Annotated in this window: 14 protein-coding genes; 8 read left to right on the forward strand and 6 right to left on the reverse strand. The window is 71.4% G+C overall.

Annotation, left to right across the window (positions count from 1 at the left end; genetic code table 11):
• Positions 1-57 precede the first annotated feature (57 nt).
• Entirely contained in the window at positions 58-663 is a 606-nt protein-coding gene (locus ACGH7X_RS14020) for a TetR family transcriptional regulator (protein WP_399885200.1), read from the reverse strand.
• An 80-nt stretch (positions 664-743) separates the two neighbouring features.
• On the opposite strand from ACGH7X_RS14020, the gene ACGH7X_RS14025 reads away from it, so the two are divergent.
• Entirely contained in the window at positions 744-1,604 is an 861-nt protein-coding gene (locus tag ACGH7X_RS14025) for an SDR family NAD(P)-dependent oxidoreductase (RefSeq protein ID WP_399885202.1), read from the forward strand.
• A 29-nt stretch (positions 1,605-1,633) separates the two neighbouring features.
• On the opposite strand, the gene ACGH7X_RS14030 is transcribed toward ACGH7X_RS14025, so the two are convergent.
• Positions 1,634-2,413 carry an NAD(P)H-dependent oxidoreductase gene (locus ACGH7X_RS14030; RefSeq protein WP_399885204.1) on the reverse strand — a complete coding sequence of 260 codons (780 nt, stop codon included), beginning with the start codon at positions 2,411-2,413 and terminating at the stop codon, positions 1,634-1,636.
• Positions 2,414-2,570: 157 nt separating this feature from the next.
• On the opposite strand from ACGH7X_RS14030, the gene ACGH7X_RS14035 reads away from it, so the two are divergent.
• A complete protein-coding gene (locus ACGH7X_RS14035) occupies positions 2,571-3,419 on the forward strand; it encodes a helix-turn-helix transcriptional regulator (protein WP_399885206.1) in 849 nt (282 codons plus the stop codon).
• A 1-nt stretch (position 3,420) separates the two neighbouring features.
• Here ACGH7X_RS14035 and ACGH7X_RS14040 read toward each other — a convergent pair whose 3' ends face one another.
• Positions 3,421-4,467 (reverse strand): RNA polymerase sigma-70 factor, encoded by a 1,047-nt coding sequence (locus tag ACGH7X_RS14040; RefSeq protein ID WP_399885208.1) that lies wholly within the window; start codon positions 4,465-4,467, stop codon positions 3,421-3,423.
• Between the two features lie 136 nt (positions 4,468-4,603).
• Between ACGH7X_RS14040 and ACGH7X_RS14045 the strand changes: the two genes are divergently transcribed.
• The 6 genes from ACGH7X_RS14045 to rbsD all read left to right on the forward strand — a co-directional run bounded on the left by ACGH7X_RS14045 (position 4,604) and on the right by rbsD (position 11,250).
• Positions 4,604-5,089 carry a carboxymuconolactone decarboxylase family protein gene (locus tag ACGH7X_RS14045; RefSeq protein WP_399885210.1) on the forward strand — a complete coding sequence of 162 codons (486 nt, stop codon included), beginning with the start codon at positions 4,604-4,606 and terminating at the stop codon, positions 5,087-5,089.
• A 183-nt stretch (positions 5,090-5,272) separates the two neighbouring features.
• Entirely contained in the window at positions 5,273-6,346 is a 1,074-nt protein-coding gene (locus ACGH7X_RS14050) for a LacI family DNA-binding transcriptional regulator (RefSeq protein ID WP_399885212.1), read from the forward strand.
• On the forward strand, positions 6,343-7,878 hold the full coding sequence (locus ACGH7X_RS14055; RefSeq protein ID WP_399885214.1) for a sugar ABC transporter ATP-binding protein: 1,536 nt from the start codon (positions 6,343-6,345) through the stop codon (positions 7,876-7,878). The genes ACGH7X_RS14050 and ACGH7X_RS14055 overlap by 4 nt, the downstream gene beginning before the upstream one ends.
• Complete coding sequence (locus ACGH7X_RS14060) at positions 7,868-9,823, forward strand: substrate-binding domain-containing protein (protein WP_399885216.1); 1,956 nt, start codon at positions 7,868-7,870, stop codon at positions 9,821-9,823. Before ACGH7X_RS14055 ends, ACGH7X_RS14060 begins: the two co-directional genes overlap by 11 nt.
• Positions 9,824-9,898: 75 nt before the next feature.
• Positions 9,899-10,864 carry a ribokinase gene (locus tag ACGH7X_RS14065; protein ID WP_399885219.1) on the forward strand — a complete coding sequence of 322 codons (966 nt, stop codon included), beginning with the start codon at positions 9,899-9,901 and terminating at the stop codon, positions 10,862-10,864.
• Positions 10,861-11,250 carry a D-ribose pyranase gene (gene rbsD / locus ACGH7X_RS14070; RefSeq protein ID WP_399885220.1) on the forward strand — a complete coding sequence of 130 codons (390 nt, stop codon included), beginning with the start codon at positions 10,861-10,863 and terminating at the stop codon, positions 11,248-11,250. The genes ACGH7X_RS14065 and rbsD overlap by 4 nt, the downstream gene beginning before the upstream one ends.
• 181 nt (positions 11,251-11,431) lie before the next feature.
• Here rbsD and ACGH7X_RS14075 read toward each other — a convergent pair whose 3' ends face one another.
• The 3 genes from ACGH7X_RS14075 to ACGH7X_RS14085 are packed head-to-tail and all read right to left on the reverse strand — an operon-like array spanning position 11,432 to position 14,639.
• Positions 11,432-12,289, reverse strand: coding sequence for a sugar phosphate isomerase/epimerase family protein (locus ACGH7X_RS14075; protein WP_399885222.1), 858 nt, complete (start codon positions 12,287-12,289; stop codon positions 11,432-11,434).
• Positions 12,286-13,491 (reverse strand): dihydrodipicolinate synthase family protein, encoded by a 1,206-nt coding sequence (locus ACGH7X_RS14080; RefSeq protein ID WP_399885224.1) that lies wholly within the window; start codon positions 13,489-13,491, stop codon positions 12,286-12,288. Before ACGH7X_RS14080 ends, ACGH7X_RS14075 begins: the two co-directional genes overlap by 4 nt.
• Positions 13,488-14,639: a Gfo/Idh/MocA family protein gene (locus ACGH7X_RS14085; protein ID WP_399885226.1), complete on the reverse strand. Its 1,152-nt coding sequence runs from the start codon at positions 14,637-14,639 to the stop codon at positions 13,488-13,490. Before ACGH7X_RS14085 ends, ACGH7X_RS14080 begins: the two co-directional genes overlap by 4 nt.
• Positions 14,640-14,819: the final 180 nt, after the last annotated feature.

Consider the following 14,819-nt stretch of genomic DNA (forward strand, 5'->3'; position numbering starts at 1 on the left):
GGGGCAGAACGTATGCCCCGGGTGGCCGCGCCTGGGCGAAACGGCGGGACGGCGCCCTCACTCCACGCCGTATGCAGCCCCCATGGCACGGTCCAGGATCTCCGGAAGTGGCCGCGGCCGGGCGTCCGAAGTCCACGCGAGCAGAGTTGCCTCGACGCACCCCAGGGCTGCGGCGATCACGGCGTTGGCACGAGGGTCGGAAGCGTCGGCCGGGTCGGCTCCGAGGCGTCGGGCGATCTCGGGCCGGAGCAGTTCATGCCACCGAGCGTTCTTCTCCCGATGCCAGGCGGCCAGCGGCGGTGTGTTCACGATCAGCCGAGTGAGGCGTCGGGTGCGCTCGTCGCCGGCCCCGTACTCCTCCATCAGCGGAGTGAGCGCGCGCCGCATGGCGACCCAGGGCGCCTCGTCGAGCGGGCGGGCGGCGAGCGCGTCGCGCAGATACTCACCGGCATCGGCCGTGACTCCGAAGAGAGCCTCCTCCTTGGAGGAGAAGTACCGGAAGAACGTACTGCGGGAGATCTCGGCGGCCGTGCAGATGTCGTCCACGGTCGTCCGCTCGTAGCCGTGCTCGAGGACCAGATCCTGAACCGTCCTGGCCACTTCGCCACGCATGGCCTGGCGCGCCCGCTCCCGTGCGCCGCGCGCGGTCTGCTGAGGACTCATAGGCCCACGGTACTACATTTCGAAGCTGGTACTGTGTCTCATGTACGGGATTGCATCCTACGAAAAGGGGCTGATGAGCGATGAACGGCAAGAAGGTGATCGTCATCACGGGTGCGAGCGACGGCATCGGGGCGGCGGCGGCGCGGCGACTGTGCGCGGCCGGGCACACCGTCGTCGTCGTGGGCCGCTCGATCGAGAAGACCCGTGCAGTCGCCGAGGAACTCTCGGTCGACAGCTACGTCGCCGACTTCACCCACCTCGACGACGTCGAGCGGCTCGCCGGTCAGCTGCGTGACGCGTACCCCCGTATCGACGTGCTCGCCAACAACGCCGGCGGGGTGTTCGGCACGCGCCGAAAGACTGTGGACGGCTTCGAGAAGACGTTCCAGGTCAACCACCTCGCACCGTTCCTGCTCACGCGGCGGCTGCTGGACACGCTCATCGCCTCGCGAGCGTCGGTGCTCCAGACCTCCAGCACGGTGAGGTTCGCCAAGGAGATCCACCTGGACGACCTCGACCACGATCGTCACTACGATCCGGTGCACGCCTACGGCGCGTCCAAGCTGGAGAACATTCTGTTCACGACGGAGCTGCACCGGCGTCATCACGCCGACGGCCTTGCGGCAGCCTCCTTCTATCCGGGCAACATCTCAACGAACTTCGCGTCCGACACCACCAGTCCGGTCATGCGTTTCGTCCGCTTCGTGGGCACGAAACCGCTGATCGGCCGCGCCCTGCTCGATACGCCCGAGCAGGGCGCCGACCAGATCGTGTGGCTCGCCGACGGCACCCCCGGCACGGACTGGCGGTCGGGGGCCTATTACTACAAGCGCAAGGACGTGGCGCCGCGCAATCCGCAAGCAGCCGACGCGGATCTCGCTCGGGGACTGTGGGAACGCTCCGAGGAACTGCTCGCGGGGCGGCTGTCCGACGCGGCGTAACGAGAGCCGGGGTTGGGGGAAGGTTCCGGTCAGTCGCGCACGTGCAGCCCGAAACCCGTGCGGCCCGCAGGTTCCAGCCGCTCCTTCAGGTGGAGCGAGGGGATCTCGTAGTCGCCGAGGTTCTGTGGGCGGAACGCGATCGGCTCGGTCGACTCCAGGGTGAGCAGGCGCTGTTCCCAGGCCTTGGCGACGTCCGGGTACTCCTGGTCGGTCAACCGGTCGGTGCCGTGCAGCACGAACGGCGGCAGTACCTCGATGCCCGGGTAGTAGAGGATGCCGTGCTGGATCGGGAACAGCAGGTCGTCGATGGGGCCGTTGATCCCGCGAGCGGCGTAATGCGACTCCGGGCCGCCGACGGTCACCGACAGCAGAGCCTTCCTGCCCGCCAGCGTGCCTTCCCCGAAGCGCTCGCCGTACTTGGTGTCGCTGTGCTCGCCGACGCCGTACGCGAAGCGGTATGTGAACACCCGGTCCACCCAGCCCTTGAGGATCGCGGGCATCGTGTACCACCACAGCGGGAACTGGAAGATGATCGTTTCGGCCCACAGCAGTTTCTCCTGCTCGGCGCGGACGTCCGGGGTGAGCGTCCCGGCCTCGAAGGCCCGGCCCGAGTCCCGGGCGACCCTGAGCGGACTCGAGGCATGCGGGCCGTAGTCCGCGGCGTCCGCCACCGCCTTCCAGTTCGTCGCGTACAGGTCGCTCACCCGTACCTCGTGCCCGGCGGCGTGCAGAGTGGAGACGGCGAGGTCCTTCAGCGAGCCGTTGAGCGACTTCGGCTCCGGGTGGGCGTAGACGATCAGCGTCTTCATGGGAACTCCTTCGGATCGGGGCGCCTTTGCAGGCCGGACGCTTCGGATTCTGGGCGCCGCGGCGCCCGGCTTTCAGGGGCGCCGCTTCCGTCGGACGGGACTTCCTGGTATCGGCAGGACCACCCTCGCGGGCACGACCCGCGCCCATACTGGGGACATGGACGATCTCGCGGGCTTCCTGCGGACCCGGCGTTCCCGGGTCGACCCGAAGGCCGTCGGCATCCCCACCGACAGCCGCCGCCGGGTCGAAGGGCTGCGTCGCGAAGAGGTCGCGCACCTGTCCGGAGTCAGCGTCGACTACTACGTACGCCTGGAGCAGGGGCGCGCGACCCAGCCCTCCGAGCAGGTCCTCGACGCGCTCGCCCGCGTCCTCGGCCTCGACGAGACCGAACGCGAGCACCTCGACCGGCTCGCACGCCAGCGCCGCCGACGCGCCAAGGCGCCGAGCGGGCGGGTCCGGCCGGAGCTGCTGCGCGTCCTCGGCCTGGTCGCCGACGCGCCCGCGCTGATCATGGACCACCGCCTGGACGTGCTCGCCGGAAACCGTCTCGCCGGGCTCCTCTACGGCCGGCCGTTGCACGGCCTGAACACCGCCCGGCACATCTTCCTCGAGGAGGCCGAACGCGGCCTCTACGCGGACTGGGAGAACTGCACCCTCGCCGTGGTCGGGCACCTGCGCCTGGCGGCCGGCAAATACCCCGAGGACCCCCGCCTGGCCTCGCTCATCGGCGAGCTGGCCATGGGCAGCGAACGCTTCCGTCGCCTCTGGGCCCGCGCGGACGTGCGCGCCCGCACACATGGACGCAAGGCGTACCGGCACCCGCTGGTCGGACTGCTGGAACTGCACCAGGAGAACTTCGCGCTGCCCGACGCGTCAGGCATGGAGCTGCTGGTCTTGTCCGCCGCTCCCGGCAGCCCCGCCGAGGACGGGCTGCGCCTGCTCGCCGGTCTGGGCGCGGACAGCTCCGACGCTCGTCCCGCGGCAGACGTCCGGGTGCGCGAGTGACTCAGCGGCGCAGGGCGGTCTCCCCGCGCATGCGGGACAGCTTCTCGGGGTTGCGCACGGCGTAGAGGCCCGTGATGCGGCCGTCGTCGAAGCGGACCGCCACCACGGTGTCGAGTTCGCCGTCGAGACGGATGACCAGGGCCGGATGGCCGTTCACCTGGGCCGGGTCCATCGTCATCTCGACGGGCAGCTTGGCCAGACTGCCCAGCATGAGGCGGGCCACCTTGTCGGACCCGGTGACGGGCCGCAGGACTGCCTGCTTGATGCCGCCGCCGTCGCCCAGCAGGACGACGTCGGGCGCCAGGATGTCGAGCAGGCCCTGGAGGTCACCCGTCTGTACGGCACGCCGGAACGCGGCGAGCGCGTCCCGTGTCTCGGCGCGGGAGACGGCCCCGCGCGGCCGGCGGGCGGCGACGTGGGCGCGGGCCCGGTGCGCGGTCTGGCGTACGGCGGCCGGGCTCTTGTCGACGGCCTCGGCGATCTCGTCGTAGCCGAGGTCGAACACCTCGCGCAGCACGAACACCGCCCGCTCGGTGGGCGAGAGCGTCTCCATGACCAGCATCATCGCCATCGACACGCTGTCGGCCAGCTCGACGTCCTCGGCCACGTCGGGGGTGGTGAGCAGCGGCTCGGGCAGCCAGGAGCCGACGTAGGACTCCTTGCGGCGGCCGAGTGTGCGCAGCCGGGTCAGTGCCTGGCGGGTGGTGACGCGGACCAGGTACGCGCGCCGGTCGCGCACCGTGTCGAGGTCCACGCCCGCCCATTTCAGCCAGGTCTCCTGGAGCACGTCCTCCGCGTCGGCGGCCGAGCCGAGCATCTCGTAGGCGACGGTGAAGAGGAGATTGCGGTGGGTGACGAAGGCCTCCGTGGCGGGGTCGGTGCCCGCGCCGTCCCGATCGCGCCCGCCGTCCGGCTCGCGTCCGCCGTCCCGATCGCGCCCGCCGTCCGGCTCGCGTCCGCCGTCCGGTTCGCGTCCGCCGTCCCGTTCGCGCTCGCCGTGCTCGCTCATCGCCGCTCGCTCCCGCTCGTTCTCCTCCAACGGTGTCATGCGCACAGGACGCCGGCCACCGCCCCTTTGTGACACCCGCCGGTGGTGGCCCAGGTCACAACAGCGCCCTGTCACAGGGACCGGGCCGTCGGCATCTTGTGTTCGTCACTGAGGCACCGAGAGCGAGGACGAGGTCATGGACACCCGATTCAACCTGTTCGAGAACGAGTTCGGCGGCCGGTTCGCGAAGAGGTTCGCGGGCGCCGGGATGCTGCTGCACCAGTCGGCGCTGCCGAGCGCCACGCAGGAGTTGGTGTCACTGCGGGCCAGCCAGATCAACGGCTGCGGGCACTGCATCGACATGCACGTCAAGGAGGCCGCGGCCGCCGGGGAGAGCGCGGTCCGGCTGCACCTGGTCGCCGCCTGGCGCGAGTCCACCGTGTTCACCGAGGCCGAGCAGGCGGCGCTGGCCCTCGCCGAGGAGGGCACCCGGCTCGCCGACGCCCACGAGGGCGTGTCCGACGAGACGTGGGCCCAGGTGCGCAAGCACTACGACGACGACCAGATCGCGGCGCTGGTCTGCCAGGTCGCCCTGATCAACGCGGCCAACCGGCTCGCCGTGATCACCCACCAGAAGGGTGGCTCGTACGAGGCGGGGATGTTCGCGGCGGCGATGGACTGACGCCGGGGCGTTGGTGCGGGCCTGGGCCGGTGTGTGGCCCTGGCCCAGGCCCACACCGACCCGACACCCGCCCCCATTCCCACGGTCACGATTGAGTCTCGGCCTCGCCGCACCCCTTGATTCCGCTCATGTAATCGTTTCCAATCCCTCGTGTAATCGATTCCACGAGGAGGTGGAACGGCGATGGCGAGCATCAAGGACGTTGCCGCCGAGGCGGGCCTGTCCGTCGCGACGGTCTCGCGGGCGCTCAACGGCCACCCGTCCGTCAGCCCCGCCGCACGCGAGCGCGTGCTGGCCGCCGTCGAGACGCTGGGCTACCGCCCGAACGCCGTCGCCCGGTCGCTGCGCACCGACCAGACCCGCACCCTCGGCCTGGTCATCAGCGACGTCATGAACCCGTACTTCACCGAGCTGGCCCGTTCCGTCGAGGAGGAGGCCCGCGCGCTCGGCTACAGCGTCATCATCGGCAACGCCGACGAGCGGCCCGATCTCCAGGACCACCACGTGACGACGCTGCTGGACCGGCGTATCGACGGGCTCCTCGTCTCGCCCACCGACGGCGGCTCCCCGCGCATGCTGGACGCCGCGCGGGCCGGGACGCCGATGGTCTTCGTCGACCGGTGGATCCCCGGCGTGGACGTGCCCGTCGTCAGGTCGGACGGGCGGGCGGCGGTACGGGATCTCGTCGCGCATCTGCACGGGCTCGGGCACCGCCGGCTCGCGATCATCGCCGGGCCCGCCGCCACCACGACCGGACGCGAGCGCGTCGACGCCTTCCGGGAGGCACTCGGCGCGTACGGGCTCCCCCTGCCCGACGCCTACATCGGCCAGGGCGACTTCCAGGCGGGCAGCGGACGCCGGGTCACCGAGGGCTTCCTCGACCTGCCCGAGCCGCCCGAGGTCGTCTTCGCCGCCGACAACCTGATGGCGCTCGGCGCGCTGGACGCCGTACGCGCGCGGGGTCTTCGGGTCCCCGAGGACATCGCGCTCGCCGCGTTCGACGACATCCCCTGGTTCGTGCACACCGATCCGCCCGTCACCGCGATCGCCCAGCCCACGGGTGAGCTGGGGCGGGCCGCCGTACGCGCGCTCGTCGACCGGATCGGCGGGCGGGCCGGCGAGTCCATCACCCTTCCGGCGCGGCTCGTCGTGCGCCGCTCCTGCGGCGAGCACGCCCCCACCACCCGAGATCCCCTGCCCCCCACCCCCGTACAGAAGTCCCTGTCCCCCTCCCCCGTACAAAGGAGTACGCCGTGAGCAGCCGCAGTCCGGACGAGTTGCTGCGCATCGAGGGCATCCGCAAGACCTTCCCCGGCGTGGTCGCGCTCGACAGCGTCGACTTCGACCTGCGCCGGGGCGAGGTGCACGTGCTCCTCGGTGAGAACGGCGCGGGCAAGAGCACCCTGATCAAGATGCTCTCCGGCGCCTACACACCCGACGCCGGGCGGATCCTGGCCGGTGGCGAGGAGGTGCGCATCCACGGTGCGCAGGACTCCGAACGCCTCGGGATCGCCACCATCTACCAGGAGTTCAACCTCGTCCCCGACCTCACGGTCGCCGAGAACATCTTCCTGGGGCGCCAGCCGCGCCGCCTCGGCATGATCGACCGCAAGAGGATGGACGCCGACGCCGAGGTGCTGCTGAAGCGGGTGGGGGTCCATGTGTCTCCCCGTGCGCGGGTGCGTGAACTCGGCATCGCCCGGCTCCAGATGATCGAGATCGCCAAGGCGCTCAGCCTCGACGCGCGCGTGCTGATCATGGACGAGCCGACCGCCGTGCTCACCTCCGACGAGGTGGAGAAGCTGTTCGCCATCGTGCGTCGGCTGCGCGAGGACGGCGTCGGGGTCGTGTTCATCACCCATCACCTGGAGGAGATCGCCGCCCTCGGGGACCGGGTGACCGTGATCCGGGACGGCAGGAGTGTCGGGCAGGTGCCCGCCTCCACGCCCGAGGACGAGCTGGTACGGCTCATGGTCGGGCGGTCCATCGAGCAGCAGTACCCGCGCGAGCGCACCGACGCCGGTGAGCCCCTGCTCAAGGTGGAGGGGCTGACGAGGGACGGGGTCTTCCACGACGTCGGCTTCGAGGTGCGGGCCGGTGAGGTCGTCGGCATCGCCGGGCTCGTCGGGGCCGGGCGGACGGAGGTCGTCCGGGCGGTGTTCGGCGCCGATCCGTACGACGCGGGGACCGTGCACGTCGCGGGCACCGCGCTCAGGCGCCACGACGTGAACGCCGCCATGGCCGCCGGTATCGGGCTCGTGCCCGAGGACCGCAAGGGGCAGGGGCTCGTCCTCGACGCCTCCGTCGAGGACAACCTCGGTCTCGTCACCCTGCGGTCCAGCGCCCGCGGCGGACTCGTCGACCTCAAGGGGCAGCACGCGGCGGCCGAGCGGATCGCCGGTCAGCTGGGCGTGCGGATGGCCGGGCTCGGACAGCACGTGCGGACGCTGTCCGGCGGCAACCAGCAGAAGGTCGTCATCGGCAAGTGGCTGCTGGCGAACACCAAGGTGCTGATCCTCGACGAGCCGACGCGCGGCATCGACGTCGGCGCCAAGGTCGAGATCTACCAGCTCATCAACGAACTGACGGCCGCCGGAGCCGCCGTGCTCATGATCTCCAGCGATCTGCCCGAGGTGCTCGGCATGAGCGACCGGGTGGTCGTGATGGCGCAGGGGCGGGTCGCGGGTGAACTCCCCGCCGAACAGGCGACCCAGGACGCCGTGATGGCCCTCGCCGTCAGCACTCACCCCAACGGAACGGACGGAACGGAGGCCTCCCGTGGCCACTGACACGCTCAAGAGCAAGCCGGGCGCGCAGGGCGCCACGGGCGGGCTGCGCCGCCTGCTGCTCGACAACGGCGCGCTGACCGCGCTGATCGTCCTGGTCATCGCCATGTCGGCGCTGTCCGGGGACTTCCTGACCACCGACAACCTCCTCAACGTCGGCGTCCAGGCCGCCGTCACCGCGATCCTCGCCTTCGGCGTCACCTTCGTCATCGTCTCGGCGGGCATCGACCTGTCGGTCGGCTCGGTCGCCGCGCTGTCGGCCACCGTGCTGGCCTGGAGCGCCACCGAGGCCGGCATTCCGGTGGTGCTCGCGGTACTGCTGTCCGTGGCGACCGGCATCGCGTGCGGCCTGGTCAACGGCTTCCTCATCTCGTACGGGAAGCTGCCGCCGTTCATCGCGACGCTCGCCATGCTGTCGGTGGGGCGCGGTCTGTCGCTGGTCATCTCGCAGGGTTCGCCGATCGCCTTCCCGGACTCGGTCTCGCATCTCGGTGACACGCTCGGCGGGTGGCTGCCGGTGCCGGTGCTCGTGATGATCGTGATGGGGCTGATCACCGCGTTCGTGCTCGGCCGCACCTACATCGGCCGGTCCATGTACGCCATCGGCGGCAACGAGGAGGCCGCGCGGCTGTCCGGGCTGCGGGTGAAGAGGCAGAAGCTCGCCATCTACGCCTTCTCCGGTCTGTTCGCCGCCGCCGCGGGCATCGTGCTCGCCTCCCGGCTCTCCTCCGCGCAGCCGCAGGCCGCGCAGGGCTACGAACTGGACGCCATCGCCGCCGTCGTCATCGGCGGTGCCTCGCTGGCGGGCGGCACCGGCAAGGCGTCGGGCACGCTCATCGGCGCGCTGATACTGGCGGTGCTGCGCAACGGCCTCAACCTGCTGTCCGTCTCCGCGTTCTGGCAGCAGGTCGTCATCGGTGTCGTCATCGCGCTTGCGGTGCTCTTCGACACGCTGCGGCGCAAGGCGGGCGCGATCACGCCCGCGGCCGGGGCCGGCGGGGGCGGCAACCGGGGCAAGCAGGCACTCACGTACGTGATCGCGGCGGTCGTGGCCGTCGCCGTCGTCGGCGCGACCTCGCTGCTGCACAACGGCTCCTCGGACGGGAAGTCGCAGAAGGTCGGCCTGTCGCTGTCGACGCTCAACAACCCGTTCTTCGTGCAGATCAAGGACGGTGCGCAGGAGCAGGCGAAGAAGCTGGGCGTGGACCTGACGGTCACGGACGCCCAGAACGACGCCTCGCAGCAGGCCAACCAGTTGCAGAACTTCACCAGCGAGGGCCTGTCCTCGATCATCGTCAACCCGGTGGACTCCGACGCCGCGGGCCCCGCGGTGAGCTCGGCGAACAAGGACGACATCCCCGTCATCGCCGTGGACCGCGGCGTCAACAAGGCGGACACGTCCGCGCTGGTCGCCTCCGACAACGTCGAGGGCGGTCAGCTGGGCGCCAAGGCGCTCGCCGAGAAGCTCGGCGGCAAGGGCACCATCGTCATCCTCCAGGGCCAGGCAGGCACCTCCGCCAGCCGGGAGCGCGGGGCGGGCTTCGCGGCCGGCCTGAAGGAGTACCCGGGCATCAAGGTCGTCGCCAAGCAGCCCGCGGACTTCGACCGCACCAAGGGCCTGGACGTGATGACGAACCTGCTCCAGGCGCACCCCGACGTCGACGGCGTCTTCGCGGAGAACGACGAGATGGCGCTCGGCGCGATCAAGGCGCTGGGTTCCAAGGCCGGCAAGTCGGTCCAGGTGGTCGGCTTCGACGGCACCCCGGACGGGCTGAAGGCGGTCCAGGAGGGCACGTTGTACGCGTCCGTGGCGCAGCAGCCGAAGGAACTGGGCAGGATCGCCGTACAGAACGCGGTGCGGGCTGCCGAGGACAAGAAGGTGGAGAAGACGGTGAAGGTGCCGGTGAAGGTGGTCACCAAGGAGAACGTGGCCGGCTTCGAGGGCTGACACCGGCACACGGGAGTGCACGGGCGGACGGTCGGGTGACCGTCCGCCCTCCTCACTCGGATCGGAGAACGACTGATGTACGACTACGACCTCCTGGTCGTGGGGTCGGCCAACGCCGACCTGGTGATCGGCGTCGAACGGCGGCCGGACGCGGGCGAGACGGTGCTCGGCTCGGACCTGGCCGTCCATCCGGGCGGCAAGGGCGCGAACCAGGCGGTGGCCGCCGCCCGGCTCGGTGCCCGTACGGCCCTGCTGGCCCGGGTCGGCGACGACGACTACGGCCGGCTGCTGCTCGACTCACAGCGGACGGCCGGCGTCGACACGGTCGGTGTCCTGGTGGGCGGCGCCCCGACCGGCGTCGCGCTGATCACCGTCGACCCGTCCGGGGACAACAGCATCGTGGTCTCGCCGGGCGCCAACGGCCGGCTGGCACCGGGCGACGTCCGCGCCGCCGCGAGCCTCTTCCACGCCTCCCGGGTGGTCTCCACGCAGTTGGAGATCCCGCTGGAGACGGTCGTGGAGGTGGTCCGCTCGCTCGCGCCGGACAGCCGCTTCGTGCTGAACCCGTCGCCGCCGCGCCCGCTGCCGCAGGAGGTGCTGGCGGCCTGCGACCCGCTGATCGTCAACGAGCACGAGGCGAAGGTGATCCTCGGCGACTCCCGTGTCGGCGAGCGTCCCGAGGACTGGGCCCGCGTCCTGCTGGCCAAGGGGCCGCGCTCGGTGGTCGTCACCCTGGGCGCGGAGGGTGCGCTGGTCGCGTCGGCCGCCGGGGGTGTGACCCGGGTGCCGTCCGTGTCGGTGGACGCCGTGGACACGACGGGCGCGGGCGACGCGTTCACCGCGGCGCTGGCCTGGCGGCTCGGCACCGGCGAGTCGCTCGCCGGGGCGGCGGCGTACGCGGCCCGGGTCGGCGCGGCGGCCGTCACGAAGGCGGGGGCGCAGGCGTCGTACCCGACGGCGGCGGAGGCCGAGGCGCTGGAGGCCGAGCCGCGGGAGGCCGAGCCGCTGGAGGCCCGGGCGCGGGAGGGGGAGGGCCGGTGAAGCGGGCCGGGATACTCAACCGCCACCTGTCCGGCGCCCTCGCCGAACTCGGCCACGGGGACGGCGTGCTGGTGTGCGACGCGGGCATGCCCATTCCGGGCGGGCCGCGCGTCGTCGACCTGGCGTTCCGGGCCGGGGTGCCCTCCTTCGCGGAGGTGCTGGACGGCCTGCTCGCCGAGCTGGTCGTCGAGGGCGCGACGGCGGCGACGGAGGTCCGGGAGGCGAACGCCGGGGCCGCGGCGCTGCTGGACGGGTACTTCCCCGCGCTCGAACTCGTCCCGCACGAGCGGCTGAAGGAGCTGTCGGCGGGGGCGCGGCTGGTGGTGCGGACCGGCGAGGCCCGGCCGTACGCGAACGTACTGCTGCGGTGCGGGGTCTTCTTCTGAGGTTCTGAGGGCTTGCTCCGAGAAGCCGAAGCGAGACGTTTGAGAGGGCCCGGTCCGTCGACCGGGCCCTCTCGGTTCCCTCCCCTTCAGAACCCCGTGATTCCCCCCCGGGACCCCCACGGGAGTTCCGATGCCAAGTACGACCCGCCGGACCGCGAGAGGGTTGCACGGGTCGCCGGGATTATTTTTCGGGCCCCGCGCCGCCCGCGCCGCCCGCGTGCGCGGCGAACCGTGCGGCAGTCTCGGCGAGCACCTCGCGTCCGTCGCGTGCCCACAGGCCCTCGTTGAACAGCTCGACCTCGATGGCGCCGGTGTACCCGGCCGCCTCCACGTATCCCTTCCACTCCCGCATGTCGATCGCGCCGTCCCCGATCTGGCCGCGCCCGTTGAGGACCCCCTCGGGCAACGGGGTCGTCCAGTCGGCGAGCTGGAAGGTGTGGATGCGTCCGCCCGCCCCGGCCCGGGCGATCTGCTCGGGCGCCCGGTCGTCCCACCAGATGTGGTACGTGTCGACGGTGACGCCGACCTGCTGGGCGGGGAAGCGTTCGGCGAGGTCCAGGGCCTGGGCGAGGGTGGAGACCACGCAGCGGTCGGAGGCGAACATGGGGTGCAGCGGTTCGATGGCCAGTCTCACCCCGTGCTCCTCGGCGTAGGGGCCGAGTTCGGCGAGCGCGTCCGCGATGCGTTCCCGGGCGGCGCGCAGGTCCCTGGAGCCGGCGGGCAGGCCGCCCGAGACCAGGACCAGGGTGTCGGTGCCGAGCGTGGCCGCCTCGTCGACGGCCCGCTTGTTGTCGGCCAGTGCCGCCGCCCGCTCGCCCGGGTCGATCGCGGTGAGGAAGCCGCCCCGGCACAGCGTCGTCACCGCCAGGCCCGCGTCGCGGACCAGTTTGGCGGCCGCCTCGACGCCGTACGACTGGACCGGCTCCCGCCACAGGCCCACGCCGGGTACGCCGAGGTCCCCGCAGGCGTCGACGAGTTCCGGCAGCGACAGCTGCTTGACCGTCATCTGGTTGATGCTGAAACGCGCGAGGTCGCTCACTGGTTCACTCCGTACAGGCTCAACAGGTTGCGCATCCGTTCCTCGGCCCGCTTCGGGTCCGGGAACAGGCCGAGGCCGTCGGCGAGTTCGTAGGCGCGGGCGAGGTGCGGCAGGGAGCGGGCCGACTGGAGGCCGCCGACCATCGTGAAGTGGCTCTGGTGGCCCGCGAGCCAGGCGAGGAAGACCACGCCCGTCTTGTAGTAGCGGGTGGGAGCCCGGAAGAGGTGGCGGGAGAGTTCGACGGTGGGGTCGAGGAGGGCGCGGAAGCCCTCCGTGTTGCCCGTGTCGAGGACGCGGACCGCCTCGGCGGCCAGCGGGCCCAGGGGGTCGAAGATGCCGAGCAGGGCGTGGCTGAAGCCCTGGTCGTCGCCCGCGATCAGCTCGGGGTAGTTGAAGTCGTCGCCGGTGTAGCAGCGCACGCCCTGCGGCAGGCGGCGGCGCAGGTCGATCTCGCGCTGGGCGTCGAGGAGGGAGACCTTGATGCCGTCGACCTTGTCGGGGTGGGCGGCGATGACCTCGAGGAAGGTGTCCGTCGCCGCGTCGAGGTCGGACGAGCCCCAGTAGCCCTCCAGGGCCGGGTCGAACATCGGGCCCAGCCAGTGCAGGACCACCGGTTCGGCGGCCTGGCGCAGGAGGTGGCCGTAGACCTCCAGGTAGTCCTCCGGGCCCTTCGCCGTCGCCGCGAGGGCGCGGGAGGCCATCAGGATGGCCTGGGCGCCCGACTCCTCGACGACGGCGAGCTGTTCCTCGTAGGCCGACCGGACGTCCGCGAGGGTGGGGGCGGTGCTGGCGGTGGCGGTGGCGGTAGTGGTGGTAGTGGCGGTCGTGGTCAGCTGGTCGGTGCCGACGCCGCAGGCGATGCGGCCGCCGGTCGCCTTCGCCTCGGCGGCGGAGCGGCGGATCAGTTCGGCCGCTCCCGCCCAGTCCAGGCCCATGCCGCGCTGTGCGGTGTCCATCGCCTCGGCGACGCCGAGCCCGTGGGACCACAGGTGGCGGCGGAAGGCGAGGGTGGCGTCCCAGTCGACGGCGGCGGGCGAGTCGGGGGTGGTGTCCGCGTACGGATCGGCGACGACGTGCGCGGCCGAGAAGACCGTACGGGAGGTGAAAGCGCTTCCCGGGCTCTCCCGGGTGACGGCCAGGGGCTCGGTGCGGGGTTCGTAGGCGCGCAGGGTGCCGTGCGCGTCGGGGAGGTGGAGGGTCACAGGGCGATCTCCGGCACGTCGAAGCGGCGGCCCTCGGCGGAGGACCTCAGGCCCAGTTCGGCGAGCTGGACGCCGCGGGCGCCGGCCAGCAGGTCCCAGTGATAGGGGGCGTCGGCGTAGACGTGGCGCAGGAACAGCTCCCACTGGGCCTTGAAGCCGTTGTCGAAGTCGCCGTTGTCGGGGACCTCCTGCCACTGGTCGCGGAAGACCTCGGTGGCGGGGATGTCCGGGTTCCAGACCGGCTTGGGGGTGGCGGAGCGGTGCTGGACGCGGCAGCCCCGCAGTCCGGCGACCGCCGAGCCCTCGGTGCCGTCGACCTGGAACTCGACCAGTTCGTCGCGGTTGACGCGGACCGCCCAGGAGGAGTTGATCTGCGCGATCGTGCCGCCGTCGAGTTCGAAGACGCCGTAGGCGGCGTCGTCGGCGGTGGCGTCGTAGGGCTTGCCGTTCTCGTCCCAGCGCTGCGGGACGTGGGTGGCGGCGAGGGCCTGGACGGACTTCACCCGGCCGAACAGCTCGTGCAGGACGTACTCCCAGTGCGGGAACATGTCGACGACGATGCCGCCGCCGTCCTCGGCGCGGTAGTTCCAGGAGGGGCGCTGGGCCTCCTGCCAGTCGCCCTCGAAGACCCAGTAGCCGAACTCGCCGCGCACGGACAGGATCCGGCCGAAGAAGCCGCCGTCGATGAGGCGCTTGAGCTTGAGCAGGCCGGGCAGGAAGAGCTTGTCCTGGACGACGCCGTGCTTGATGCCCTTCGCCTCGGCGAGACGGGCCAGTTCCAGGGCGCCGTCCAGGCCGGTGGCCGTCGGCTTCTCGGTGTAGACGTGCTTGCCCGCGGCGATCGCCTTCTTGATCGCCTCCTCGCGGGCGGAGGTGACCTGGGCGTCGAAGTAGATGTCGATGCCGTCGTCGGCGAGGACCGCGTCCAGGTCCGTGGAGACGTCGTTGAGGCCGTGCTGTTCGGCCAGCGCCTTCAGCGCGTGCTCGCGGCGGCCGACCAGGACCGGCTCGGGCCACAGCACGGTGCCGTCGCCGAGGTCGAGGCCGCCCTGTTCGCGCAGCGCCAGGATGGAGCGGACCAGGTGCTGGCGGTAGCCCATGCGCCCGGTCACGCCGTTCATGGCGATACGCACCGTCTTGCGTGTCACGTCATTCCCTTCGTACGAGCCATGCCGCAAGCTATGGATCGAGCCATACAGCAAGCGCTTTCTATGTATAACGAAGCTAGCCTGTGAACGGTGGTCTGGACAAGACCGCAGTCGGGGTGAGTTGTTCGAGGGTGCGAACGGCGGCGTGCGGTGGCCGTAAGGTCACCCGGGACGGCGTTC

Origin of the sequence: Streptomyces sp. BBFR51 (assembly GCF_044591655.1) — a bacterium.
Lineage (GTDB): Bacteria > Actinomycetota > Actinomycetes > Streptomycetales > Streptomycetaceae > Streptomyces.

Excerpts from the sequence above, each read along its gene's own strand:
- ACGH7X_RS14065 (WP_399885219.1), top strand. The coding sequence starts at position 9,899 with ATGTACGACTACGACCTCCTGGTCGTGGGGTCGGCCAACGCCGACCTG.
- ACGH7X_RS14030 (WP_399885204.1), bottom strand. The coding sequence starts at position 2,413 with ATGAAGACGCTGATCGTCTACGCCCACCCGGAGCCGAAGTCGCTCAAC.
- ACGH7X_RS14035 (WP_399885206.1), top strand. The coding sequence starts at position 2,571 with ATGGACGATCTCGCGGGCTTCCTGCGGACCCGGCGTTCCCGGGTCGAC.
- ACGH7X_RS14020 (WP_399885200.1), bottom strand. The coding sequence starts at position 663 with ATGAGTCCTCAGCAGACCGCGCGCGGCGCACGGGAGCGGGCGCGCCAG.
- ACGH7X_RS14050 (WP_399885212.1), top strand. The coding sequence starts at position 5,273 with ATGGCGAGCATCAAGGACGTTGCCGCCGAGGCGGGCCTGTCCGTCGCG.
- ACGH7X_RS14045 (WP_399885210.1), top strand. The coding sequence starts at position 4,604 with ATGGACACCCGATTCAACCTGTTCGAGAACGAGTTCGGCGGCCGGTTC.
- ACGH7X_RS14025 (WP_399885202.1), top strand. The coding sequence starts at position 744 with ATGAACGGCAAGAAGGTGATCGTCATCACGGGTGCGAGCGACGGCATC.
- ACGH7X_RS14040 (WP_399885208.1), bottom strand. The coding sequence starts at position 4,467 with ATGACACCGTTGGAGGAGAACGAGCGGGAGCGAGCGGCGATGAGCGAG.